Here is a 23,272-nt window from a genome sequence, read left to right as displayed (position 1 = left end):
CATCTGGGGTCGATAAGACTTCGTGTGCGGGCGTTTGGGGCAACTCTTACGCCCGTCTGTTTGTAAACGCTGTCTTTCTAGTTAAGTATGTTGCGGATAAGTGCACTTACCTAGAACGATACAAACACCAAGCGGTGAATCGATGCCGTTTGTAGTAATTAACTGGTGACGAAGAACATGTCAAAACGTGATTTTTACGAAGTATTAGGCGTAAGCCGTGATGCCTCAGAGCGCGATATCAAAAAGGCGTACAAGCGTCTAGCGATGAAATTCCACCCAGACCGAAACCAGGGTGATGAGTCTGCGGCGGACAAGTTTAAAGAAGTAAAAGAAGCGTACGAAGTTCTGACCGACCCTCAAAAGAAAGCGGCGTACGACCAGTACGGTCATGCTGCTTTTGAACAAGGCGGCGGTGGTTTCGGTGGCGGCGGCTTTGGTGGCGGCGGTGCTGATTTCGGCGACATCTTTGGCGATGTATTCGGCGACATTTTTGGTGGTGGTCGTCGTGGCGGTGGTGGTCACCGTGCTCAACGTGGTGCGGACTTACGTTACAACATGGAACTGACGCTAGAAGAGGCGGTTCGTGGTGTAACGAAAGAGATCGAAGTACCAACACTAGTACACTGTGATACCTGTGATGGTAGTGGCGCGAAGAAAGGTTCATCTGCTGAAACATGTGGTACCTGTCATGGTCATGGTCAAGTACAGATGCGCCAAGGCTTTTTCGCAGTGCAACAAACCTGTCCTACCTGTCACGGTAAAGGTAAAATCATTAAAGACCCTTGTAATGAGTGTCATGGTCAAGGCCGTAAACAGAAAACTAAAACACTTAACGTTAAGATCCCTGCAGGTGTTGATACTGGCGACCGTATTCGTCTATCTGGCGAAGGTGAAGCGGGAGAGATGGGAGCTCCAGCGGGTGACTTGTATGTACAAGTGCACGTGAAAGAGCACCATATCTTCGAACGTGATGGTAACAACCTATACTGTGAAGTGCCTGTAAGCTTTGCGATGGCGGCTCTAGGTGGTGAAGTTGAAGTGCCAACTCTAGATGGTCGCGTAAGCCTAAAAGTGCCTTCAGAAACGCAAACAGGTCGTATGTTCCGCATGCGTGGTAAAGGTGTGAAAGGCGTTCGCGGTGGCGGTATCGGTGACTTGATTGTTAAGTTGGTTGTTGAAACACCAGTAAACCTAAGCTCACGCCAAAAAGAACTGCTCAAAGAGTTTGAAGAGTCTTGTGGTGGTGAAGCGGCGACAAAGCACAAGCCTAAATCAGAAGGCTTTTTCAACGGTGTGAAAAAGTTCTTTGATGATTTAACCAGCTAAGACGTTAGTGAAAAGCACAAATACAAAGGCCTGCTAAAATGCAGGCCTTTTTGCATCTCGGTGTTCTTTCTAATTCCAGCAATCACTTGGTTCTTCGACATTTGTTGACGTTAAAGTAATCGTTTTAGCGCCAGTTAAGCACTCGTCGTCGTCTTGTCCAAGAGCCGATTTTGCTGTTGCTGTAATGGTATAGGCCGTACTTGCAGAGCTCGCAATATTGAAAGAAAATCTATCTGTGTCTGAATCACATAGAGTGCATGTGCCTCCAGAGATAATATGACTCCAGTCGTACCCACCATCATAAGATGTCTCTAGCTCTAGCTGAATTCGACTAAGATCGCTCAAGGCAACCGTCCTATGAGACTTGATTACATGATTGGTGTAAGAAGGGTAGGCGACAGCCGCAATGATCCCGACAATCACTACGGCTATCAGTAATTCGATCAATGTCATCCCTCCCAATCTTTTTTTGTAGCTGTTACAGCGAGAAATTCGAATCATCACGAGTAGTTTCCTTTTCACTTTTCCGCCTATTTTTGGCAGGTGATAGCATCTGTGCAAGATGAATTACGGCCCTTTTGCCGTTTACATAGGAATTTGGGAAATGCCTCGCGGGTTTACGTTGTTGGAGCTTCTTATTACTGTGGCTGTACTGAGTATTATATTGGCGTTTGCAGCACCTTCTTTCCAAAATGTTTTTGAAACCAACAAAATGCAGCGCTTAGCTAATGAATTGCATGGCTTTGTTATTGAAGGCAAGTCTGAAGCAGTATTACGGCGTGAAAGACTTTGGGCACACATCATCATGTCTGGGAGTTCATCCAGTGACGGAAACTGGCGTATTGATTTGACAGATAACGGAGCTGAGGGGGCTGGGACTGTGTTGTTCTCTTTATCAGGTAAGCCGTATGACGGTATTGTCGTTACACCTAGCTACGATTCAGACCAAATCAGTTTTGACGACGTTTATGGTCGACCATCATCAGGAAACTTGAAGTTTCATCCTGTTGGTGAATCATCAAAAGTCTTAAAACTTATTTCCCACACTTTGTCTGCTCGCGTGCGAGTGTGTAGTGATAGCAACAGTACAGAATATTACGGTTATTCAACTTGCTCTTAAAAGGATGATTATGTTTAAACAAAAAGGGGCAAGCCTTGTTGAGTTTATGATCGCATCTGCACTTGGGCTTATTTCTCTTGCTACAGTGGGGTCAATCTATGTGAGTGGTCAACGAGTGATAATGGAACGGTCGAAAGAGCTAATGTTGTTACAGAACTCTGAAAGTGTCGTGCAAATGCTCAAGAGTGACATTCAGCGTGCTGGTTTTGATGGTAACGATGACCATTCTATAAAAATATCTGGCGCATCGAACACGATTTACACTCTCGATGATGTTGATAGCGGGGTGATTGCTTATGCCTATTACATAGGTGTTTCTGGCGCTTTTCCTTTATATAAAAACGTAGCTTATGAGCAACGAGTTAGCACGCCAGAGTCGCTATTTGTTTGTGAAAAAAAGCAAATAACGATATGGGATGTTGATGACGTGATTAACCTTGCAGGCACTGGCTCATGTAAAAATCTTTTTGATAAGAAAGTTATTCACGTTAATCGTTTTGACCTTACTAGTGAACGGTTAGAAAGCACTGATGCAAAAAGTGCACTGGTGACCGTTACATTGGAAACCGAATTGAAAGATGCGACTGATATTCGCACTCAGCAGTCGTTTACTGCAATGCAAAGGAACTGGCAATAATGAATAAACAACAAGGTGCAGTAGCGTTACTGGTTGTCAGTGTATTACTTGTCGCAGCGTTAATGATGTCGCTTGGTAGCTACAAGTCTCTTTTTTATCAGATCAAGCGTGCCAACAATCAAATTGAATCACGACAAGAGCATTGGCGTGCTGAAGGGGGATTGGAGTGTGGCTATGCGATAAATAAAGCGGATATGTCGATCGCACCAAATATGCAAGACTACTCTAGTTGTTTACAAAGTACTGTTGTTGCAACTCAATCTTTGGTGGATCCCAAATTCTACGAGCTATCTTCAAGCGTAAATAACCGAGTTGAGACCTTCAAAAGTATTGAAGTAGTTGGTAGACCAAGCGGAGCTATACAAGCCCGCTCAGATTTGAAGTTAATGGGCTCCTATCTTTTTACACCTGAATTTGTCGAGCCGGATATTTGTGTTTCTGTTCGATTTATGAAATCAGTAGTAATGGAGGGCGCTTTTGTTACTACACACCCTTCTGGAAAAACGTGTAGTTCATCTCATATGACTAACACTGCCCGCTTAGGGTTATGCGTTTCTGGTGACGCTAACTGCGATGATTCTGGTGGCATAAACGACTACAAAGTGAAAGTCATTGGTAACAATAAAAATTATATTGGCGACGAAAAGATGTTTGAGCATGATTTTGTTCATGACCCAAATCTTGACCCTTTTGAAGCTTTTTTTGGTTATCCTCGCTCCCAATTAACTCAAATAAAGAATGGATTTGTGGTGATTGATGGGAGTGTGGCAAGCAGCTCGTCAACAGTTAAATCTTGTGTTGATAGAATTGTTAGTTCATTTTCTGTGAGCGACAAAGTGTGGGTGGTTGGTGATTGTGACCTAGAAACTGGTATCGGAATCGGCCTCAATTCTAGCCCTAAGCTTCTTGTTATCGAGAATGGCTTATTGTCGGTTAATGGTGCTGACTCTTTTCCCGGAACTGTTTACCAATTGTTTACTTCTACAGTTAGTGACATGACCGCAAGATGGACATCAGATGTCTCAGTCACTCCATTTATAGGAGGACTCTCTACAGACGAAATAAAGAAGCTTACTTTTTTTTCCCGTGGCGCTTTCAAGCCTGTAGGTGGATATGTTTTCGACACCCCAGGAGGGTTAAGTGTCTTTGGTGCTGCAGTTAATTTGGAGTTTGATTCAACATCTGTACCCAATGATCACAAGAAAGTAAAATGGAAGAAGGGCTCTTGGAATGATCTCTAAACAAAAAGGTTTTAACCTTCTTGAAGTTCTAATTTCTTTTCTGCTTATCGGTGTTGGGGCACTAGGTTTAACAAAGCTAAACGTGTATCTCGAACGTGAATCCGAATATGCCATAAAAAGTATTGAAGCACTGCGTCTAACAGAGAACCAGCTTGAATGGTTCCGAACGCGTGGTGCTTCGGATGCGCTTTCTACGATTTCTACTGCCAGTTTTGCCTCTATCGTGACAGGATCTTCCGCCACTGGAGCGTACACGGTGGAGTGGGATGTGCCACCTGCTACTGTATCAGGTTCACTAAAGACGATCATCATCACAACAAGTTGGGAAGATAGAATGGGGCAGACGCAATCCGTTCAGCTGAAAACTATGATTTCACAGTACAGTGAATTCGAAAACTAAGTTCAATTGCATACATGGGCTGAGACAAATGCGGGTGTAATTCCTGTTTGATACCGGATTTGTCACGGTTAATAAATGGTTTTTGAACTGTTAATTGAGTTGATGTGCTACTGTTTTTATTATGTTTAATTGAAGTGGTGTTTTTGCAAAATATGTCTCCAATTATGAAAAAAAATATAGAACCTTGTGCTTTCTCCATTAGTGTTTACTAGAATACTCGTTGGATAGTAGGCCGTCATAATTACTCAAATAGGCCTTGGCACCAACATCATTCACTATGGAGTTACCATGAGTAACCAAGCTGTAAATAAGGCACCATCATCGAAGCCGAGCGGGATGGAGCGCTTTTTAAACTTTATCGAGAGGACAGGTAACAAAATCCCTGATCCTGCGATTTTGTTCTTCTGGGCATTGATCATTACTTGGGCGGCGTCAGCACTTTTATCGAATGTATCATTCGATCTTCCAAACCCTCGAACGGGCGAAGCTCTTACCATCACTAATTTACTTACGGGCGAAGCGCTAGCAAGTTTCCTTGCTAACATGGTGACGACGTTTACTGGCTTTGCGCCACTGGGTATCGTACTTGTCGCAATGCTAGGTGTGGGTGTTGCAGATTCTTCGGGTTTTATTACGACGGGTCTTAAGAAGATGCTGAACTTCACGCCAGCTAAGCTTCTTACTCCAATGCTGATTTTGGTTGCTATTGTGTCGCATACTGCGGCAGATGCAGGCTATGTTCTGGTTATTCCTCTGGGCGGTATTATCTTCCATGCGGCAGGTCGTCACCCTCTAGCGGGTATTGCGGCAGCATTTGCAGGTGTATCTGGTGGCTTCTCTGCAAACTTTATCCCTTCTGGTATCGATCCACTACTTGCAGGCTTTACGCAAACCGCGGCGCAGGTTCTTGATCCTGAATACGTGGTTAACCCATTAGCAAACATCTTCTTTACTGGCCTATCTTCCATCATTATTGTAGCGATTGGTTGGTACGTGACAGAGAAAATCATCGAGCCTCGTTTGTCAAAAATGCCAATTGATGACGATGCGGAAACCGCGCCAAACCTAGGTTCATTTACTGAACTGGAATCAAAAGCATTCCGTTATGCAGGTTGGGCAATGATGGCGGGTATTGCTTTACTTGTTGCAGCGTTAATTCCAGAAACATCAGCACTTCGCTCGCCTGAAGGTGAAATTACTGCCTTCTCAGCACCGATCATGAAGTCTATCGTGCCGTTGATCTTTATTCTGTTTATCATTCCTGGTTACGTTTACGGTAAAGTGTCTGGAACGTTCAAGACCAGCAACGACATTATCAAAGCGATGGCTGATACTATGTCGACCATGGGCGCATACATTGTAATGTCGTTCTTCTGTGCTCAGTTCCTATCTGCATTTGCTCAGTCAAACATCGGTACGATGCTAGCGTTGTATGGCGCAGAAGGCTTAAAAGCGATGAACCTACCAGGTGAAGTGACTATCATCGGTATGATCCTTCTAACCGCGTCTGTAAACCTACTTATTGGTTCGGCATCGGCAAAATGGGCTTTAATTGGTCCAATCCTAGTGCCAATGCTAATGGCGGTTGGTATCTCGCCTGAGCTATCTCAAGCGGCTTACCGTGTGGGTGACTCTGTATCGAACATCATTTCGCCTCTAATGGTATTTTTCCCTCTTGTAGTGGTTTACTGTCAGCGTTATGTGAAGTCGGCTGGTATCGGTACGCTTGCGTCACTAATGATGCCATTCTCGATCGCAATGCTGATCGGTTGGTCTATCTTCCTAGTTGCTTATTGGATGGTAGGTATCCCGCTAGGCATTCAAGCTCCTTACACTTACACAATGTAAAAACGTGTAGGGTGTGAAAGCCGCTAATTGGCAGCCGAAAAGCGCAGGTCTTCGATCTGCGCTTTTTTGTTCTCGTAAAACGAACATCGATAGGTCTTGTAACTAGGTTTTTTTTGGAGTTGCAAACTTTGTCCCGTGATGTGTTGCTGTAGTGAAACCGAAGTTGGTGATAAAATTCCTGACTTCAATCGTTTTTTGTTTCTTTGGAGCTTCCTTTGTCTAACCATCCGTTTTCCCCTCAAGATGAATTGTTTATGCGCAGAGCGATGATGCTTGCTGAGCAAGCAGAAGCTGAGGGGGAAGTACCTGTCGGCGCAGTGCTTGTCAAAGATGGTGAAATTATCGCTGAGGGGTGGAATCGCTCTATTGGTACTAATGACGCTACCGCACATGCTGAGATCCAAACACTGCGTAAAGCCGGCCAAAAGCTAGAAAATTACCGCCTTCTGGATACGACTTTGTATGTAACACTTGAGCCATGTCCAATGTGTGCCGGAGCCTTATTGCATAGCCGCGTTAAGCGGGTCGTTTTTGGAGCGCCAGACTTAAAAGCGGGAGCAGCAGGAACAGTGCTTAATTTGTTTGAAAGCCAAGCTGCTTACCATTACGCCTTAGTTGAAAAGGGGCTGCTAGAAGATGAGTGCCGCACTCAGCTACAAGCGTTTTTTAAGCGTCGCCGTAAGGAAATTAAAGCGAAGAAACAAGCACAAAAAGCATTAGAAAATGGAGAGAGTGGACAAAATTATGGAAATAGTGAGAGTTAGCAAACATCTACAACCGGGTAGATGTTTGCCTGAACATACTAGTGATTGACTAAGTGTACAAAAACACGATTACGTGAACTTACTTTCTTTTTCATACATGTCAGTTTACGTTTACGTCGGATAGCAGCTACTGTGTTATTTAAACGCTTTGACTGCACTCTACGTCTTCTCATATTCAAAACCTCCTGCAGACAAGACTTATACCAGTAAATAGCGGTTCATCGATGCTTTACAATAGGCTCGATAATCGCACTAAACATTGTATGGTTTAAACGTTCTTCATTTGACTCCTGCATTGCACAGAGCAAGCAAATAATTTCAATACGATGCTTAATAATAGGAGTGACGTTATTTCGGCAGAGCGTAGCCGATAGCGCCGCTTCATCAGTGAGCTAAACCATGTGGTTACGAAGCAATCTGTTACAAAGCAATCAGTTTAACTAACGGTGAAAAAAGGCGACCAACCAAAGGAATGGTTGAGTGTGGTTGGTGTCACTCAGAGTCTTGGATTCTAGATAAGTTTTCGCTAGGACTCAACAAAAATGACGAGCTCATGGGCTCGTCATTTTTTAGTTTACAGCGGGTCTATTCTTCAAGGCTTTCTTGTTCGGTGTCTTCTTCAACCGTGACGTCAGAAGCGCCAGATATTTGCTCTACAACGGTCTCTACTGCTCCTGATATCAAAATGTCAGGGTTGAGCGGCGGGATAACTTGCAAGTCATCGCTATTCTCATCAATCGCTGGTCTTTGGCTGACATGACCAATGATGGATTGATAATAACGTCGAATATTTTCTACGTAATTACGCGCTTCATCACCTCTGGCGTACCCATAGCGAGTTTGACTGTAGTAACGCTTCTGACGCAGTAAAGGCAATCTGTCTTTTACATCTGCCCAAGCGTTTGGATCGCCACCTTGCGCTTTAGTAAGTCGCCGTGCGTCCATCATGTGGCCGTAGCCAATGTTGTATGAAGCCAGGGCAAACCATATTTTTTCATGCTCGTTGATGCTATCAGGCACGCGACCTACAATGCGACGTAAGTACTCGACACCACCACGAACAGATTGCTCAGGGTCTAAACGATTTGTTACCCCGACGCTTTTCGCTGTTGGCAGAGTAAGCATCATCATCCCTCTAACACCTGTTGGCGATTTTGCCGCTGGCTTCCAGTGTGATTCTTGATACGCCAATGCTGCAATTAAGCGCCAGTCGAACTCTTCGCTGTACTTTTGGAATAAAGGTGCCCACTTAGGCAATTTGTCATCCAGAGCTCGAATGAATGCGCGAGTATCAACGTAGTCAAATGCTTCAATATGACCAATGTACTTCTCTTCGAGAGTGGACAGTTCTCCTGATTGTTTAATGTTACCGAAAAACTCTATCAGCATCGCATACAAACTTTCGTCTTCAGAGCGTCGAGTAAACCACGATACTGGTTGATCTTCTGTAAGTTCAAACGCGAGCGCAAGATCGGGGTAAAGGCGCTGAGCTAGGGAAAGTTCCACAGAGTCAGTCACAGTAAAACGCAACTCACCAGTGGATACGTATTTAAGTAAGTCTCTCGTGTCAGCATCGCCAACAATTTCAAACTGCAGCTCTGGGTATTTCTTCTTTAATGCGGTTAGGGTCGGAACATATTGCGATTGTTCGACGATCTTTAATGTTTGCGCGCCTGCATTTGTATCTTCGTCAGATTCGCTGTCTTTCGATGCTTGGTATTCAATCAGCTGTTCGATATCACGTGGTCGAAGTTGCCCCTTTTTATACACAACTTGTTGGCTTACATAATAATAAGCAGGGCCCGGTCTAAAGCGTTTTACCGCTTGTGACGTTTGATTTAAGCCCGTAGCGATGAGATCAATATCTCCTTTCTTAAGAGCAGGAAAAAGCTCGGCTTGGCGAAAGGCAGGTTTAATCTCGAGCTTGACGCCGAGCTGCTCCGCAAACTGACGCGCCAATTCGTAATCCAACCCAGCGGGACCATCGGGACCAATATAATAGGAAAGCTGATTGTTTAGCGTGCCAACACGAAGCACGCCACGTTCCTGAATTTTTTCGAATTCACTTTTGGGTTCCGACTCAATCTGGCAGGCAGAGAGTAGTAGCACAGAAACAAAAATTAGGGCGCTGCGCTTGAGTCGGTTGAGCTGGCTTATTTGCATTAATAGGTACATCTTAGGAAATTTCTATTTGCCTTTATATCAAAGCGAGCTCATGGGGCAAAGTGAATCACACACTTATAGCGTGACATTGTGTGTTTTATCGACATTTTAGTCGTAATTCAAATTTGACAAAAAAAATGACGCAAACGGTTGCCTTTGATGTTACATCACAAAAACAATTGCTATATAATGCGCTCGCAATGACGAGGTGGAATCGGCATAGGTTCGACAGGGCTTATTTTAAGTGTCTGAATTTATTCCAATATCACCTTAATCAATTGCATAAGAGACCTAAGCACATGAGAATTTTGCGTGGCTCCCCAGCTCTTTCTGAGTTTCGTGTTAATAAACTACTGGAACTTTGTCGTGAACAAGATCTGCCTGTAACTGGCATTTATGCCGAGTTTATGCACTTTGCCGATCTAAAGTCTGACCTTGATGACCAAGAGTTAGAAAAACTTGAAAAGTTACTAACTTACGGCCCAACCATCGAAGAGCATGAGCCAGAAGGTCTTCTACTTCTTGTTACGCCTCGTCCAGGCACTATCTCGCCTTGGTCTTCTAAATCTACCGATATCGCTGTTAACTGTGGCTTGGATAAAGTGAAACGTCTAGAGCGCGGTACGGCTTATTATGTCGAATCTTCAGTTGTTCTATCAGAAGCTCAAGTTGGCGCTGTCAAAGCATTAATTCATGACCGCATGATGGAAACGGTATTTACAGAATTTGAAGCTGCGTCAGCGCTGTTTACAGTCGCAGAGCCTAAGCCAGTGGCGCATGTTGATATCTTAGCGGGCGGTCGTCTTGCGCTTGAAGAAGCAAACGTTTCCCTAGGCTTGGCACTCGCAGAAGATGAAATTGATTACTTGGTAGAGAACTTTACTAAGCTTGGGCGTAACCCAAACGACATTGAACTGATGATGTTTGCTCAGGCGAACTCAGAGCACTGTCGCCACAAAATTTTTAACGCAGATTGGACTATCGACGGGGTAGATCAACCTAAGTCTCTGTTCAAAATGATCAAAAACACGTTCGAAACGACACCTGACTATGTGCTGTCTGCATACAAAGACAACGCGGCCGTTATGACGGGCTCTAAAGCGGGTCGTTTCTTCCCAGACCCTAAATCTCGTCAATACACTTACCACCATGAAGATGCACACATCTTGATGAAGGTAGAGACGCACAACCACCCAACGGCAATCTCTCCATGGCCGGGCGCATCGACTGGTTCAGGCGGTGAGATCCGTGACGAAGGCGCGACGGGTATCGGCGGTAAGCCAAAAGCGGGTCTGGTTGGTTTTACAACCTCTAACTTACGTATTCCTGGTTTTGAACAGCCATGGGAAACCGCCTTTGGAAAGCCAGGTCGTATTGTTAACGCGCTAGACATCATGCTTGAAGGTCCTCTAGGCGGCGCGGCATTCAACAACGAATTTGGTCGTCCAAATCTATTAGGTTACTTCCGTACTTACGAAGAAAAAGTGACCTCTCACGCGGGTGAAGAAATCCGTGGTTACCACAAACCAATCATGATTGCTGGTGGTATGGGTAACATTCGTGACGAACACGTGCAGAAGAAAGAAATTCCAGTGGGGGCGAGCTTAATCGTACTTGGTGGTCCGGCAATGAACATCGGTCTTGGTGGTGGCGCGGCGTCTTCAATGGCGTCTGGTCAGTCAGCAGAAGATCTGGACTTTGCTTCAGTACAGCGTGAAAACCCAGAGATGGAGCGTCGCTGTCAGGAAGTGATCGACCGTTGTTGGCAGCTAGGCGACGACAACCCAATCGCATTTATCCACGATGTGGGTGCGGGCGGTATCTCTAACGCATTGCCTGAACTTGTCGACGACGGTGAGCGTGGCGGTAAGTTCCAATTACGCGATGTACCAAACGATGAGCCGGGCATGAGTCCGCTAGAAATTTGGTGTAATGAATCACAGGAACGTTACGTTCTTGCGGTAGCGCCAGAAAACATGGAATCATTCGATGCAATCTGTAAGCGTGAACGCGCACCATATGCAGTGGTGGGTGTGGCGACAGAAGAGCGTCATCTAACGCTAGAAGATTCTCACTTCGACAATACGCCAATCGATATGCCAATGGATATCCTGCTTGGTAAGCCACCGAAGATGCACCGCGACGCAACCACACTAAAGGTGGAAAGCCCTGCCATTGTTCGTGATGGTATTGAGCTTAATGAAGCGGTGGATCGCGTACTTCGTCTTCCAGCGGTTGCAGAAAAAACATTCCTAATTACTATCGGTGACCGAACAGTAACGGGTCTGGTTGCTCGTGATCAAATGGTTGGTCCTTGGCAGGTACCAGTAGCAAACTGTGCAGTAACAGCGGCAAGCTATGACACTTACCACGGCGAAGCAATGTCGATGGGTGAGCGCACGCCAGTGGCATTACTAGACTTTGGTGCATCGGCTCGCCTAGCTGTTGGTGAGTCACTAACGAACATTGCGGCAACAGACATCGGTGATATTAAACACATTAAACTGTCTGCGAACTGGATGTCGCCAGCGGGTCACCCAGGTGAAGATGCAGGTCTTTATGAAGCAGTCAAAGCGGTGGGTGAAGAGCTCTGTCCTGCATTAGGTTTGACGATCCCAGTTGGTAAAGACTCCATGTCGATGAAAACCAAGTGGGAAGAGAACGGCGAGAGTAAAGAAGTCACTTCTCCACTGTCTCTAGTTATCACGGCATTTGGTCGTGTGGAAGACGTACGTAAGACCGTGACTCCACAACTACGCACTGACAAAGGCGATACTTCTCTAGTTCTTGTTGACTTGGGTAACGGCAAAAACCGCTTAGGTGCGACAGCATTGGCACAAGTATACAAACAGCTGGGTGACAAACCTGCTGACGTAGATAACGCTGAGCAGCTAAAAGGCTTCTTTGATGCAATGCAAGCGTTAGTACGTGATGACAAGCTAGTGGCTTACCACGATAAAGGCGACGGTGGTCTGTTTGTTACACTGGCTGAGATGGCGTTCGCGGGTCATTGTGGCGTAAAAGCGAACATCGCAGAGCTGGGTGATGATGCGCTAGCCGTTCTATTTAACGAAGAGCTAGGTGCGGTTGTTCAAGTTAAGAATGATGATCTGGATTCAGTTCTATCTACTCTGGCGGCAAACGGCTTAGAGGCATGTTCACATGTGATTGGTTCAGTTAACGCTTCAGACGACTTTATTATCACTTCTGGTGATGCGGTTGTGCTTGAACGTTCACGTACCGAACTACGTGTTATCTGGGCTGAAACAACGCATAAGATGCAGGCGCTACGTGATAACCCAGCGTGTGCTGACCAAGAGCACGAAGCTAAGAAAGACAACTCTGACCCGGGTCTAAACGTTAAGCTCAGCTTCGACGTAAATGAAGACGTTGCAGCACCGTACATTGCGAAAGGTGCTAAACCTAAGATGGCGATTCTACGTGAGCAGGGTGTTAACTCCCACGTCGAAATGGCAGCAGCGTTTGACCGCGCAGGCTTTGAGGCAACCGACATCCATATGAGCGATATCCTAACGGGTCAAGCGGTACTGGATGAATACCATGGCCTAGTAGCTTGTGGTGGCTTCTCTTACGGCGACGTACTAGGTGCGGGTGAGGGTTGGGCTAAGTCTATCCTGTTTAACGCACAAGCCCGTGAACAGTTCCAAGCCTTCTTCAACCGTAAAGAGACGTTCTCTTTAGGTGTATGTAACGGTTGTCAGATGCTTTCTAACCTGAAAGAACTTATCCCGGGTGCAGACTTGTGGCCACGTTTTGTTCGTAACGAATCTGAGCGTTTTGAAGCGCGCTTTAGCCTAGTTGAAGTTCAGAAATCTGATTCTGTATTCTTCGACGGAATGGCTGGTTCGCGCATGCCAATCGCGGTTTCCCACGGTGAAGGGCGTGTAGAAGTACGTGATGAAGAGCACCTAGCAGCGATTGAAGCATCAGGTACGGTTACGGTTCGTTACGTGGATAACCTCGGTAACCCAACACAACAATACCCGAACAACCCGAACGGTTCGCCAAACGCGATTACTGGCTTAACAACAGCAGATGGTCGCGTGACTATCATGATGCCTCACCCAGAGCGCGTATTCCGCACAGTTGCAAACTCTTGGGCTCCGGAAGGTTGGGGTGAAAATGGTGCTTGGATGCGTATGTTCCAAAATGCCCGTAAGAATATCGGTTAATTAACCAAAGGTTAATCTAGCTTAAGTAAAGCGTTGGTTGAGAGACCAGCGCTTTCTTTTTTCTTATCACTCTTTTTCTTCGCCGCTCTTTCTAGTGACTTGGCGAAACGTTGCTTTGTTCGGCCTCTTCTTTGTCATCTATTATCTCGCGTAAAAAACTTGCAGCGTTTAGATTACTTTTATGCTCTAATACCGCGCTTACCAAGGGATGGTGTTAAACAGCTCAGCTTAGATGGAGTTATCAAGTTGACCGAATCCCTGATTGATCCCTAAATCCCTTAGGAAATGAAAGAAATGTCTAAGAATCCAAAATTTGCTATCCGCGTCACTGAAAAACGTAACGGCTGGAGCGCAGAAATCACTCGCCAAGTGACATCTCGTAAGACTGTAGTATCAAAGCGTGAAACTGGCTTTGACAGCGAAGAGAAAGCACAAGCTTGGGCTGAACAAGAACTGGCTGGTTTTATCCAAAACCAAGTGGTTCGTAACGAGCGTAAAGCAGCGCAACGTCAAGAGCGTGAAGCAGAACAACTAGCGGCAAAAGTTCGTAAAGAAGAAGCCCACAAAGCACGTGACGCTGAAGTAGACGCTGACGAAGAATAGATTCAAGTCGGTGAGATGGTGACGTCACCCATCAAACAAAAAGTGAAAATGCCCTGAGCTTTGTCTCAGGGCATTTTTTATTGTATCGACTTAAAAACAATCCGAGGATACTGACAGACTAAACGTACCGTCTTCAGGGGCTGCAAATTGTTTATTGCCAGGAAGAAGGTGAGGGTTATTAGCATAAGTGCGATGTGTTGACTTACCCTTTGCCGAGTGCCTCTCTGGTAAATCAAAGTGTTGCAATCCGTCAGATAGATCGTTTGCTTCACCGTAGTCGAAATGCGTTGCGACGTCTTTGGGCTGCTTGGCGTAACGACAGTGATCCGGCTTACCATCTTCGTGCCAAGTTAAAGAGTTAGTTTTTGCATCTAGATTCAGGTTATTTGCTGTTGGCTGTGCGTAAAAATCTTCTGAAACTTGGTGCTTGCTTTGTTCTTGTAAGTAGTCTGCAATGTTCTCAGAAGCTTGCGCTAGGCTACCTACAGGGAAGAAGCAAATCAGAAGAAGCCGTGTTTTTAGATTGTTCATAATGTGTATACAAGCAAAAGGAAATGATAATACTGATAAATAAAACGGCGTGCAATTATAGCCATTGGATACGATATAACAGGGCAGTTAATGTCTGCCCTGCATCTTTTAGGTATGGTTAGTATTGATAAGTGAGGTGCAGTTTGACTTCACGACCAGGCGAAGGCACGCCATTAGATAGGTATGCTTCGTAGTAACGATCGGTTAAGTTTTTCACAACTGCGCCAACACTCAAGCCTTCGACTTGTTGTATTTCCCAAACCACGTAAGCGTTTTGTAGCGTGTATTGCTCACTTGGCGATTTCACTTTTAAATTGTTGCCACTTGCCTTGGTTTTGGTTTGCGCATCATACCAACGGACTTCCCAGCCCGTACGTAAACCCGGAATCCATTCGTAACCTAAACCCAGATTAATGTTTAATGGTGGCACATCAGGGTGATCATCATCTGAACCTGTAGAGTCAGATAAACTGCCTTTGTTTTTGCCGCGAATGTAACTTGCTGAGAAATTACTGTAGAAATCTTCAATCCGGTATTGTGAAATTAGCTCAAAGCCGTAGTTTTTAAAGCCATCTAGGTTTGTATTCCAGCTTTGTAACTCAGTAGTATTTGTGTCGAGGTTTTCGCCCGTTCGTATATCAACCGTGTCGCTAACATCGTTATAGAATAAAGTTAACTCTGTTGCGAGGTTATCGCGAGTATTCACCAGCCCTTCCGTTAAGTTGATAACGCTTGCTTGATAAGCATGGATACGAGACACGTCCAGATTCAAAGCAGTAGCCGTAGCGGTAGCTCGTGCATATTGCACTGAGTAGATGTTATCAACGGTTGGTGCTTTTAAAGCGTAGGCGTAGGAGGCGTTTAAACGCGTATTATTGGTCGCATTAAAGTCGATATCCAAACGTGGGCTAAAGCCTTTATGCGTCGTTTCACCGTAGTCATGTCCGGCGGCTGGATCATTATAATCCGGCGCGGCGTTCCCTTTTCCTTCACTCTTGATGTATTCGTAACGCAGAGAAGGTGTGATGGTTAGACGGTCTGTTGCTTGATAGTGATCAGCAATGTAAGCCGCATAAATTGACTGAGTGCCAGATGGTTCGTAGTAAGGGGTGTACCAACCGTAGTTTTTTGCTTCATTACTGTCGTATGATGCGTTGAATACTAACGAGTCTCTATCGGTTTTTTGATATTGAAGCCCTGTCACTAGAGTGTGGTCTCCGAACTGCGCTTGGTTAAACACATCAACGTAGTCACGCTCGTAACTCAGCCATGACTCATGACCGTAACTGCCAACAGAAACGAACATTTTCTCGAATGCTACGTCAGGGCGAACCCAGTGACGATCGTTTTCAGAACGTGCCATTTTGATATTGAAATCAATATACGGGTTAGTCGGCATGTAGTGGTAAGAGATGGTCGTGGTGTTATCCGTGTATTTATTATCGACGGTGTATGCGTATTTGGCTTTTTCTAATGATCCGTATTTCTTGATGTTGTACTCAGTGATGTTAGGCATTTTTCCGCGGCGGTTAGCCCAAGGTTTACGACCTTCATCTTTGTAGCGAGTGTGGCTAATTTCAAACTCGTGATCGTTGTTTTCATAACCGACTTTTACGAGCATGTTTTCTTGCTCGTAACCTGAGTAATCCAGCGTTTCACCACCACCGACTTTAATGTCATCAGAATCTTTTACAGAGCCATTCGCTAGAAAATAAAAACCAGCATCGTTTTTACCATAGAGTGTTAGCGTGTAGGCATTCTCATCGCCGTTGGTGTTATATGCACTTGAGATGCGAGCACCAAAGTTTCTATTGCCGTACAGTAGGTCATCGACACTCTTGGTTTTAATACGAATTGAGCCACCAAACTTTCCGTTGAGTGCTCGATAGTCGTGCGCGCCCTTGATAATTTCTGCTTCACCAATCAAGAACGGATCAAAAAAGAAAGTTCCGTAGCGGTATTGTTGAAAGCCAATGGGAGCGCCATCGACAAATACGGCGATATCGCTTGGATCATCAAAACCACGAATATTAATACGTTCGCCGCCGGAACGGCCGCCGCCATCTAATGATGCGCCCGGAACGGCATCGATCATTGAGGCAAAATTGGAGTACTGTTGCTCTTCAATCTCTGACCAATTAATGGTGGTTTGCGCAGGCTCAGCAACGGTGATGGGTTTGGCATAACGCACGCCGATGACTTCGAGCTCTTCATTTGGCGTTGTCTCGGCATATGAATAAAGAGGGAAGAGCAAAGTCAGTGAAATGAGATTTACTTTGAATGGATGACTTTTTAATCGTTTCATATTGATGATTTATAGTGTTTTTATGAAGCTCGGATTATAAGAACATTATTACGATTAATAAATGATAATGAGATTAATTATCAAATGCGTTTTTGCGATGGCTTGTAAAGTTTTTTATCCATTCGTGGAAACTACGATGAGTATCGTTAGCTTACAGAAAACAAAAAGCCCAGCATCATGGACGCTGAGCTCATTGGCTTTTAAACAAAATGGTGCGAGCACTGTTGCTCCTTTCGAGCTAATCAAGTGCGTACTTGGTAGGAATTACTGAGTTTCTAACGGGATCTGTCCGGTAGTCAGTGGCTCGACATCGAACTCGGTCAGTCCTTCAATGTAACTTTCAACGGCTTGTTCTACCGAATCATCACCTTGGTTGAAGTAAGCAAGGTGGAAGATCGCATCGCCTTCATTAACCAGTGGCAAAGTTTGTTGACCGATCACCAAGCCACGCTTAGGCGCTTTGAGCTCTACCTCATCATGTCCAAGAGGAGAGCTGATATAGGCGAGCGTTTCACCCTGTTCCACTTTGTCTCCCAGATTAACGACAGTACGCAAAATACCGTTACCTGACGCACGAACCCAGCTGGTGGACTTCGCTATGATAGGCTCTGGCAGCTTTTTCCTGCTCGCACGCAACATACCAATGGCTTGCATTACGCGCCGAACCCCGAGTACACCAGCGCTGATCGAAAGTGGATCAAAACGCAATGCTTCGCCAGCCTCGTAGGTTAGCACGGGGATATCACATTTTTCTGCTTCACTGCGTAAAGAGCCATCACGCAATGCTGAGTCAACAATCACTGGCGTCGCAAACGCCTGAGCAATACGCAGAGTTTCTGGGTTGCTTAAGTTTGCGCGAATCTGTGGCAAGTTCGTGCGGTGAATGGCCCCGGTGTGCAGATCCAAAATGTAGTCACAACGCTTGGCAATGTTGTTAAAGAACCCGTGTGCCATTCGAGATGCAAGCGCGCCTTTTTCACTGCCAGGAAAACAACGGTTGAGATCTCGTCGATCGGGCAAGTAACGTGATTTATGGATGAAACCAAAAACGTTAACGATAGGTACTGCAATGACAGTGCCTTTCAGTTTTTGTGGATCCAGTTGGTTAATGATCTGACGAACGATTTCTACGCCATTAAGCTCATCACCATGGATAGCAGCATTCACCATCAACACAGGCCCTTCTTGTTTCCCATGGATGATTTCCACAGGAATAGATAAAGGCGAATGTGTGTATAGCTTCGCTGCTTCAAATTCGATCTCTAATCGTTGTCCTGGTTGTATTTGATGCCCTAAGAGCTCAAACACTTTGCTTTTTTTACTTCTGGCCATAAACCATCTCTGTCAAATGCGTTATCAGCAATGTAACAATTGCTGCAAAATCGCACTAATCATTCTCATTAAGGACACGACAAATTACTTTAATCGTCATGCGCGAAACCTCAGCATGTGTGAAGTTTTTGTTTTCAATATGATCTTTTCTATCAGTTTAATACATAACGAGAGGTACAGAAGGAAGAGCAATCATAGGCTTAAAAAATGTGACTGTATTAAAAATAATACTGATAATGAAGGACAAAAAAACGGACTTTTAACCCTACTTTTTATCCGATAATATCCGCGCCGAATTTGAGGTCTAACATTTCTAACTAGAGGTTTTGATGAAAAAGGCAATTGCTAAAATTGGTGCATTGACTGCTGTAGCAGTTTCACTTTCAGGTTGCGTTGGCAGTAATGCCGTGACAGGTTATGTCATGGGGTTTAACTTGAAAGCTGTAGATAACCGTTACGCTCGAGGTGGTCTAAACATGCTTTTAGCACCTGTTTATGGTGTCGCAATCGCAGCGGACTACATCGTGTTTAACTCTCTAGAGTTTTGGACGGGTAAGAACCCTTTAAATGGTAAGCCACATATCTTCGATACAAAGATGGATACTTACATCGATGTAAACCACCAGTTAGATAAATCGTTAACGACGGCGCCAATTGCACCGTTAGCGAATAACCGTGTTATTGAGCAGGGCCATATGCAGCAAATCGATGAGAATACTGTTCAAATGGATATTACTTACAATAACGGCGAGAAGGCGACACTCATGGGTGTGCGCGATGGTGAGTTTGTCACTTACTACATTGATGGCGAAGTCGTTGCACAAACCTCAATGGATGAGCTAGCTGCTTATACGCAAAATCGCGTGTAATTTGGTCCAGCCAAACAAAAAAGGGTGCAGCGCTAAGTATACAGTAAAGCACCCTTTGTCGTTTTTCGTGGTTGAATTACGCTTTCTCTGGAATTGCCTCTAGAAGCGCTACCATTTGGTCCCAGTACAGCTGAACGGTATCAATCTTCACTTTCTCATCTGGTGAGTGAGGGAATTTAATTGTTGGACCGAAAGACACCATATCCATGTGTGGGTATGGTTCTTTAAACAGGCCACACTCAAGACCAGCATGGATGACCATGATGTTCGGCTTATGACCGTAAATGCCTTCATACATATCACGGAAAATTGCCATGATCTCGGAATCTGCATCTGGCTTCCAGCCAGGGTAAGCACCTGAGAACTGAATTTGCGCGCCTGCTAGCTCAGTAATCGAGCGCAGCATGCTTTCCACTTGGCTACGTCCAGAGTCAATGAGAGAACGAATCAAGCAAAGCACGGTGACTTTATTTTCTTCTGTGCTGATCACACCAACGTTTAGAGAAGTTTCAACAACACCTTCCACCTCGTCACTCATACGCATTACTCCGTTTGGACAAGCGTTAAGTGCGGCAATGAAGCGTTGCTGATCGGCGATTGAAAATACTTGCGCGTCAGTAGCGAGCAATTCATTAAAGGTTACGATACCTGTTTCGACTTTACCCAACTCAGTTTTAAGCAGCTCAGTGTAGTGATCGAACAACCCTGCAAGTTTGTCTTGGTTTTCAGCAGGAAGAGCGACAGTGACAAACGCTTCGCGAGGGATTGCATTACGTAAGCTACCACCACGGAATTCTACCAAACGTAAATCAAGCTCTTGCGCATGACCCGCGAGGAAACGACCAAGTAATTTGTTGGCATTACCGCGACCTGTGTGAATGTCACAACCTGAGTGACCACCTTTTAGGCCTTTCAGCGTCAGTTGGCGTGTTACGAAACCTGCAGGTGTTGCTTCTCGAGAAATATCGAAAGTCATGGTGCCATCAACACCACCGGCGCAACCCATGTAGACTTCGCCTTCTTGTTCAGAGTCTGTGTTTAGAAGGATCTCACCTTCTAACCAACCAGTCTCAAGACCAAATGCGCCAGTCATGCCTGCTTCTTCATCAATTGTCAGCAGAACTTCGAGTGGACCGTGCTTAATATCTTTAGATGCCAATACAGCAAGGCAAGAAGCCATACCAATCCCGTTATCTGCACCAAGCGTCGTGCCTTTCGCCGTTACCCATTCGCCATCGATGTAAGGTTGGATTGGATCTTTGGTGAAGTCGTGTTCGGTGTCTTCGTTTTTCTGCGGCACCATGTCGATGTGTGCTTGAAGTACAACAGCCTTCTTATTTTCCATTCCAGGTGTCGCGGGCTTTTTGATGAACACGTTACCGGTTGGATCACGGCGAACGTCAAAGCCTTGCTCTGTTGCCCAGTTGATAATGTACTGTGCCAATGCTTCTTCATGCTTAGATGGGTGAGGGATAGAACAAATCTTATCGAAAAACTGCCAAAGTGGAGCAGGTGATAAGGTACTGATCTCAGAATGGAACTCAGACACGGAGGACTCCTTTTGATGTGCTTTGCCAAATATATACCGTAAAAATATTGTCGAGATAGCATTAAATGCTAGACGATTTGGCCTTCAAATTGCCGTTTAGCATACCACCAGATAAGGAGTACGAGTAGTCGCGTGCACAAGGATTTCTCTCAGAACTGTCACAGTTTGTGAACACAATAACAGGCACTATGTGTTCTTTATCATACATTCTGAAAGTGGCTTTATTTTTTAATTCACAAAACTGTAATTTAATTACATTTAAACTTTGGTGAAGGTCAATTTGTACATTTTTTGTGATTTTAATCACTAAAATACTTGTAATTAAATTTCTTAGTGGTATATTTGTAACCAGCTTCTGAGAGAAGAATGAAATGCTCAAAGGATGAGTCCGTTTTATCGCCTCCAAGGAACCGAGAAATCAACGAATGTTTAATTGATTTAAAAGGTGATAGTTATGAAAGGTTTACCAAGTACAATGTTCTGGAATAGCAAGTCTGTTTACACCGGCAACTTTGTATACCCAACAAGCTTTGGCTACTAAGTGAAGTCAACGCATGTGACTCGAACAGTTTGTTCACCCCTATAAATTGGAATTTTTTTTCAGTGATAGTGCTGACATGATTCGCCGCCACCCAAATTGGGTGGCGTTTTTTTATCTCCACTTTCTCTTTCTGACACATTTTCTGCCATCAAGGCAGGATTCTATTCTCCGTTCTTCAGTTTTATCGACTTTCCCGTCAAATCCACCTAGATATGACGCTTAAAACGCCCGGTTTCTATTTGAAAGTTTAGTACATTGTTCAGTTTTTATTCTGTTGTTGGGTTCTGAACGATAATTATTAATTGTTGTTTTATAAGAATATATTTCCTGTTTTGCTTTTAAGAATTAGCGAATGGGTTTCATATCCAAAGAAAAAAATCGCATTAGAGTGAAGATTCTATCTAGAATTTGCTATTTGATAACTTTATAATTCCCGCCAATCGATTACGCAACCGTTTACTTTTTACCTTTACAGGATTCGATCATGCTCGAGAGGCTTTTTAAGCTCAGTGACAATGGCACAAATGTGCGCACTGAGATCATTGCAGGTGTTACCACCTTCCTAACCATGGCTTACATTATTTTTGTAAACCCAGCGATCCTGTCGGATACCGGTATGGACCGTGGTGCCATTTTTGTTGCAACTTGTCTTGCGGCCGCTATCGGCTGTTTCATCATGGGATTTGTTGCCAACTACCCAATTGCACAAGCACCAGGAATGGGGCTGAACGCATTTTTCACTTACTCTGTTGTGTTGGGAATGGGCTATACGTGGCAAGTTGCGTTAGCGGCGGTGTTTGTTTCAGGCCTGCTGTTTATTCTTTTGAGTATATTTAAGATCCGTGAGTGGATTATTAACTCGATACCGCATTCTCTTCGAACTGGTATTTCAGCCGGTATCGGTCTTTTCTTAGCGTTTATCGCATTAAAAAATGCAGGCATCGTCGTTGATAACCCCGCGACATTAGTTTCTATGGGAGACATCACATCATTGCCATCTGTATTGGCTGCGATTGGTTTCTTCCTTACTATCGCGCTTGTTCACCGTGGTGTGAAAGGTGCGGTGATGATCGCCATTCTTGGTGTTACAGCGCTTGGCCTTCTATTTGGTGATGTGCAGTGGAGCGGCATTATGTCTACGCCACCAAGCATTGCACCAACTTTCATGCAACTGGATTTCTCTGGCTTGTTTGAAGTTGGCATGATTTCCGTTGTGTTCGCTTTCCTATTTGTCGATTTGTTTGATACCGCAGGTACGCTAGTTGGCGTTTCTCAAAAAGCAGGCCTCACGGATGAGAATGGCAACATCCCGCGTTTAAACAAAGCGTTACTTGCAGACTCAACAGCAACGTCAGTAGGTGCACTACTTGGTACCTCAAACACCACATCTTACATTGAGAGTGTTTCTGGTGTGGCGGCTGGTGGTCGTACTGGTCTAACAGCAGTGGTTGTTGGTGTGCTCTTCCTACTTGCTCTATTGTTTTCACCACTAGCAGGAATGATCCCTGCTTATGCAACATCGGGCGCTCTGTTCTATGTCGCGATTTTGATGCTGTCTGGACTGGTAAGCATTGATTGGCGTGACCTAACGGAAGCATCACCAGTTGTTGTGACTTGTTTGGTGATGCCATTAACGTTCTCGATTGCAGAGGGTATTACGTTAGGCTTTATCGCGTACTCGGCGATCAAATTATTCAGCGGCAAGGGTCGTGAAGTGTCGATGAGTGTGTGGGTGATGTCTGCCATCTTCATCGTCAAATACCTCGTCGGTTAATTTCTCGAGCAAAAAGCCAGTGTGGATTTATTCACGCTGGCTTTTTCTATTTTCACGTTGTTCACTTAAGACGGTT

17 protein-coding genes are annotated in these 23,272 nt (G+C 44.8%); 11 read left to right on the top strand and 6 right to left on the bottom strand.

Annotated elements, in window-relative coordinates:
• Positions 1 to 177 precede the first annotated feature (177 nt).
• Positions 178 to 1,326, top strand: coding sequence for a molecular chaperone DnaJ (gene dnaJ / locus B7360_RS06460; protein WP_005391453.1), 1,149 nt, complete (start codon positions 178 to 180; stop codon positions 1,324 to 1,326).
• A gap of 69 nt (positions 1,327 to 1,395) precedes the next feature.
• Here dnaJ and B7360_RS06455 read toward each other — a convergent pair whose 3' ends face one another.
• The gene (locus tag B7360_RS06455; protein ID WP_047010170.1) at positions 1,396 to 1,827 is read right to left on the bottom strand and encodes a type IV pilin protein; all 432 of its coding nucleotides are present in this window, start codon (positions 1,825 to 1,827) and stop codon (positions 1,396 to 1,398) included.
• Between the two features lie 103 nt (positions 1,828 to 1,930).
• On the opposite strand from B7360_RS06455, the gene B7360_RS06450 reads away from it, so the two are divergent.
• The 6 genes from B7360_RS06450 (at position 1,931) to tadA (ending at position 7,336) form a co-directional block, all read left to right on the top strand.
• Positions 1,931 to 2,446 carry a GspH/FimT family pseudopilin gene (locus B7360_RS06450; protein WP_085343006.1) on the top strand — a complete coding sequence of 172 codons (516 nt, stop codon included), beginning with the start codon at positions 1,931 to 1,933 and terminating at the stop codon, positions 2,444 to 2,446.
• A gap of 10 nt (positions 2,447 to 2,456) precedes the next feature.
• Positions 2,457 to 3,083: a PilW family protein gene (locus B7360_RS06445; protein WP_085343004.1), complete on the top strand. Its 627-nt coding sequence runs from the start codon at positions 2,457 to 2,459 to the stop codon at positions 3,081 to 3,083.
• Positions 3,083 to 4,324, top strand: coding sequence for a hypothetical protein (locus B7360_RS06440; protein ID WP_085343002.1), 1,242 nt, complete (start codon positions 3,083 to 3,085; stop codon positions 4,322 to 4,324). Before B7360_RS06445 ends, B7360_RS06440 begins: the two co-directional genes overlap by 1 nt.
• On the top strand, positions 4,314 to 4,724 hold the full coding sequence (locus B7360_RS06435; RefSeq protein WP_031780848.1) for a prepilin-type N-terminal cleavage/methylation domain-containing protein: 411 nt from the start codon (positions 4,314 to 4,316) through the stop codon (positions 4,722 to 4,724). The genes B7360_RS06440 and B7360_RS06435 overlap by 11 nt, the downstream gene beginning before the upstream one ends.
• A gap of 288 nt (positions 4,725 to 5,012) precedes the next feature.
• Positions 5,013 to 6,572, top strand: coding sequence for an AbgT family transporter (locus tag B7360_RS06430; RefSeq protein WP_005383758.1), 1,560 nt, complete (start codon positions 5,013 to 5,015; stop codon positions 6,570 to 6,572).
• A 215-nt stretch (positions 6,573 to 6,787) separates the two neighbouring features.
• On the top strand, positions 6,788 to 7,336 hold the full coding sequence (gene tadA, locus B7360_RS06425; protein ID WP_085343000.1) for a tRNA adenosine(34) deaminase TadA: 549 nt from the start codon (positions 6,788 to 6,790) through the stop codon (positions 7,334 to 7,336).
• Positions 7,337 to 7,921: 585 nt separating this feature from the next.
• On the opposite strand, the gene mltF is transcribed toward tadA, so the two are convergent.
• Entirely contained in the window at positions 7,922 to 9,499 is a 1,578-nt protein-coding gene (gene mltF / locus B7360_RS06420; protein WP_085343063.1) for a membrane-bound lytic murein transglycosylase MltF, read from the bottom strand.
• Between the two features lie 299 nt (positions 9,500 to 9,798).
• Between mltF and purL the strand changes: the two genes are divergently transcribed.
• Both purL and B7360_RS06410 read left to right on the top strand, forming a co-directional pair.
• Entirely contained in the window at positions 9,799 to 13,692 is a 3,894-nt protein-coding gene (gene purL, locus B7360_RS06415) for a phosphoribosylformylglycinamidine synthase (protein ID WP_085342998.1), read from the top strand.
• Between the two features lie 294 nt (positions 13,693 to 13,986).
• Complete coding sequence (locus B7360_RS06410) at positions 13,987 to 14,295, top strand: DUF3622 domain-containing protein (RefSeq protein ID WP_085342996.1); 309 nt, start codon at positions 13,987 to 13,989, stop codon at positions 14,293 to 14,295.
• 90 nt (positions 14,296 to 14,385) lie between these two features.
• Here B7360_RS06410 and B7360_RS06405 read toward each other — a convergent pair whose 3' ends face one another.
• The 3 genes from B7360_RS06405 to B7360_RS06395 form a co-directional block, all read right to left on the bottom strand.
• The gene (locus B7360_RS06405) at positions 14,386 to 14,826 is read right to left on the bottom strand and encodes a DNA-directed RNA polymerase subunit beta (protein ID WP_085342994.1); all 441 of its coding nucleotides are present in this window, start codon (positions 14,824 to 14,826) and stop codon (positions 14,386 to 14,388) included.
• Between the two features lie 118 nt (positions 14,827 to 14,944).
• Positions 14,945 to 17,131: a TonB-dependent receptor domain-containing protein gene (locus B7360_RS06400; RefSeq protein WP_085342992.1), complete on the bottom strand. Its 2,187-nt coding sequence runs from the start codon at positions 17,129 to 17,131 to the stop codon at positions 14,945 to 14,947.
• Positions 17,132 to 17,395: 264 nt separating this feature from the next.
• The gene (locus tag B7360_RS06395) at positions 17,396 to 18,463 is read right to left on the bottom strand and encodes a succinylglutamate desuccinylase/aspartoacylase family protein (RefSeq protein WP_005391426.1); all 1,068 of its coding nucleotides are present in this window, start codon (positions 18,461 to 18,463) and stop codon (positions 17,396 to 17,398) included.
• A gap of 329 nt (positions 18,464 to 18,792) precedes the next feature.
• Between B7360_RS06395 and B7360_RS06390 the strand changes: the two genes are divergently transcribed.
• On the top strand, positions 18,793 to 19,332 hold the full coding sequence (locus B7360_RS06390; RefSeq protein ID WP_005391424.1) for a DUF3332 domain-containing protein: 540 nt from the start codon (positions 18,793 to 18,795) through the stop codon (positions 19,330 to 19,332).
• 76 nt (positions 19,333 to 19,408) lie between these two features.
• On the opposite strand, the gene B7360_RS06385 is transcribed toward B7360_RS06390, so the two are convergent.
• The gene (locus B7360_RS06385) at positions 19,409 to 20,881 is read right to left on the bottom strand and encodes an aminoacyl-histidine dipeptidase (protein ID WP_085342991.1); all 1,473 of its coding nucleotides are present in this window, start codon (positions 20,879 to 20,881) and stop codon (positions 19,409 to 19,411) included.
• A gap of 1,025 nt (positions 20,882 to 21,906) precedes the next feature.
• On the opposite strand from B7360_RS06385, the gene B7360_RS06380 reads away from it, so the two are divergent.
• Complete coding sequence (locus B7360_RS06380) at positions 21,907 to 23,196, top strand: NCS2 family permease (protein ID WP_006741838.1); 1,290 nt, start codon at positions 21,907 to 21,909, stop codon at positions 23,194 to 23,196.
• The last annotated feature ends 76 nt before the right edge of the window (positions 23,197 to 23,272 follow it).

This window comes from Vibrio sp. ArtGut-C1, from assembly GCF_002105475.1.
In the GTDB taxonomy this organism is placed as follows: Bacteria; Pseudomonadota; Gammaproteobacteria; order Enterobacterales; family Vibrionaceae; genus Vibrio; species Vibrio diabolicus.
Note: the sequence above shows the minus strand (reverse complement) of the source record. Positions and strands in the feature narration are given on the sequence as shown.

Bases quoted from the DNA above. Each gene is read 5' to 3' on its own strand.
- mltF (WP_085343063.1), bottom strand. From the start codon at position 9,499: ATGCAAATAAGCCAGCTCAACCGACTCAAGCGCAGCGCCCTAATTTTT.
- dnaJ (WP_005391453.1), top strand. From the start codon at position 178: ATGTCAAAACGTGATTTTTACGAAGTATTAGGCGTAAGCCGTGATGCC.
- B7360_RS06390 (WP_005391424.1), top strand. From the start codon at position 18,793: ATGAAAAAGGCAATTGCTAAAATTGGTGCATTGACTGCTGTAGCAGTT.
- B7360_RS06400 (WP_085342992.1), bottom strand. From the start codon at position 17,131: ATGAAACGATTAAAAAGTCATCCATTCAAAGTAAATCTCATTTCACTG.
- B7360_RS06440 (WP_085343002.1), top strand. From the start codon at position 3,083: ATGAATAAACAACAAGGTGCAGTAGCGTTACTGGTTGTCAGTGTATTA.
- B7360_RS06405 (WP_085342994.1), bottom strand. From the start codon at position 14,826: ATGAACAATCTAAAAACACGGCTTCTTCTGATTTGCTTCTTCCCTGTA.
- B7360_RS06380 (WP_006741838.1), top strand. From the start codon at position 21,907: ATGCTCGAGAGGCTTTTTAAGCTCAGTGACAATGGCACAAATGTGCGC.
- B7360_RS06395 (WP_005391426.1), bottom strand. From the start codon at position 18,463: ATGGCCAGAAGTAAAAAAAGCAAAGTGTTTGAGCTCTTAGGGCATCAA.
- B7360_RS06445 (WP_085343004.1), top strand. From the start codon at position 2,457: ATGTTTAAACAAAAAGGGGCAAGCCTTGTTGAGTTTATGATCGCATCT.
- B7360_RS06450 (WP_085343006.1), top strand. From the start codon at position 1,931: ATGCCTCGCGGGTTTACGTTGTTGGAGCTTCTTATTACTGTGGCTGTA.
- B7360_RS06435 (WP_031780848.1), top strand. From the start codon at position 4,314: ATGATCTCTAAACAAAAAGGTTTTAACCTTCTTGAAGTTCTAATTTCT.
- B7360_RS06455 (WP_047010170.1), bottom strand. From the start codon at position 1,827: ATGATTCGAATTTCTCGCTGTAACAGCTACAAAAAAAGATTGGGAGGG.
- purL (WP_085342998.1), top strand. From the start codon at position 9,799: ATGAGAATTTTGCGTGGCTCCCCAGCTCTTTCTGAGTTTCGTGTTAAT.
- B7360_RS06410 (WP_085342996.1), top strand. From the start codon at position 13,987: ATGTCTAAGAATCCAAAATTTGCTATCCGCGTCACTGAAAAACGTAAC.
- B7360_RS06430 (WP_005383758.1), top strand. From the start codon at position 5,013: ATGAGTAACCAAGCTGTAAATAAGGCACCATCATCGAAGCCGAGCGGG.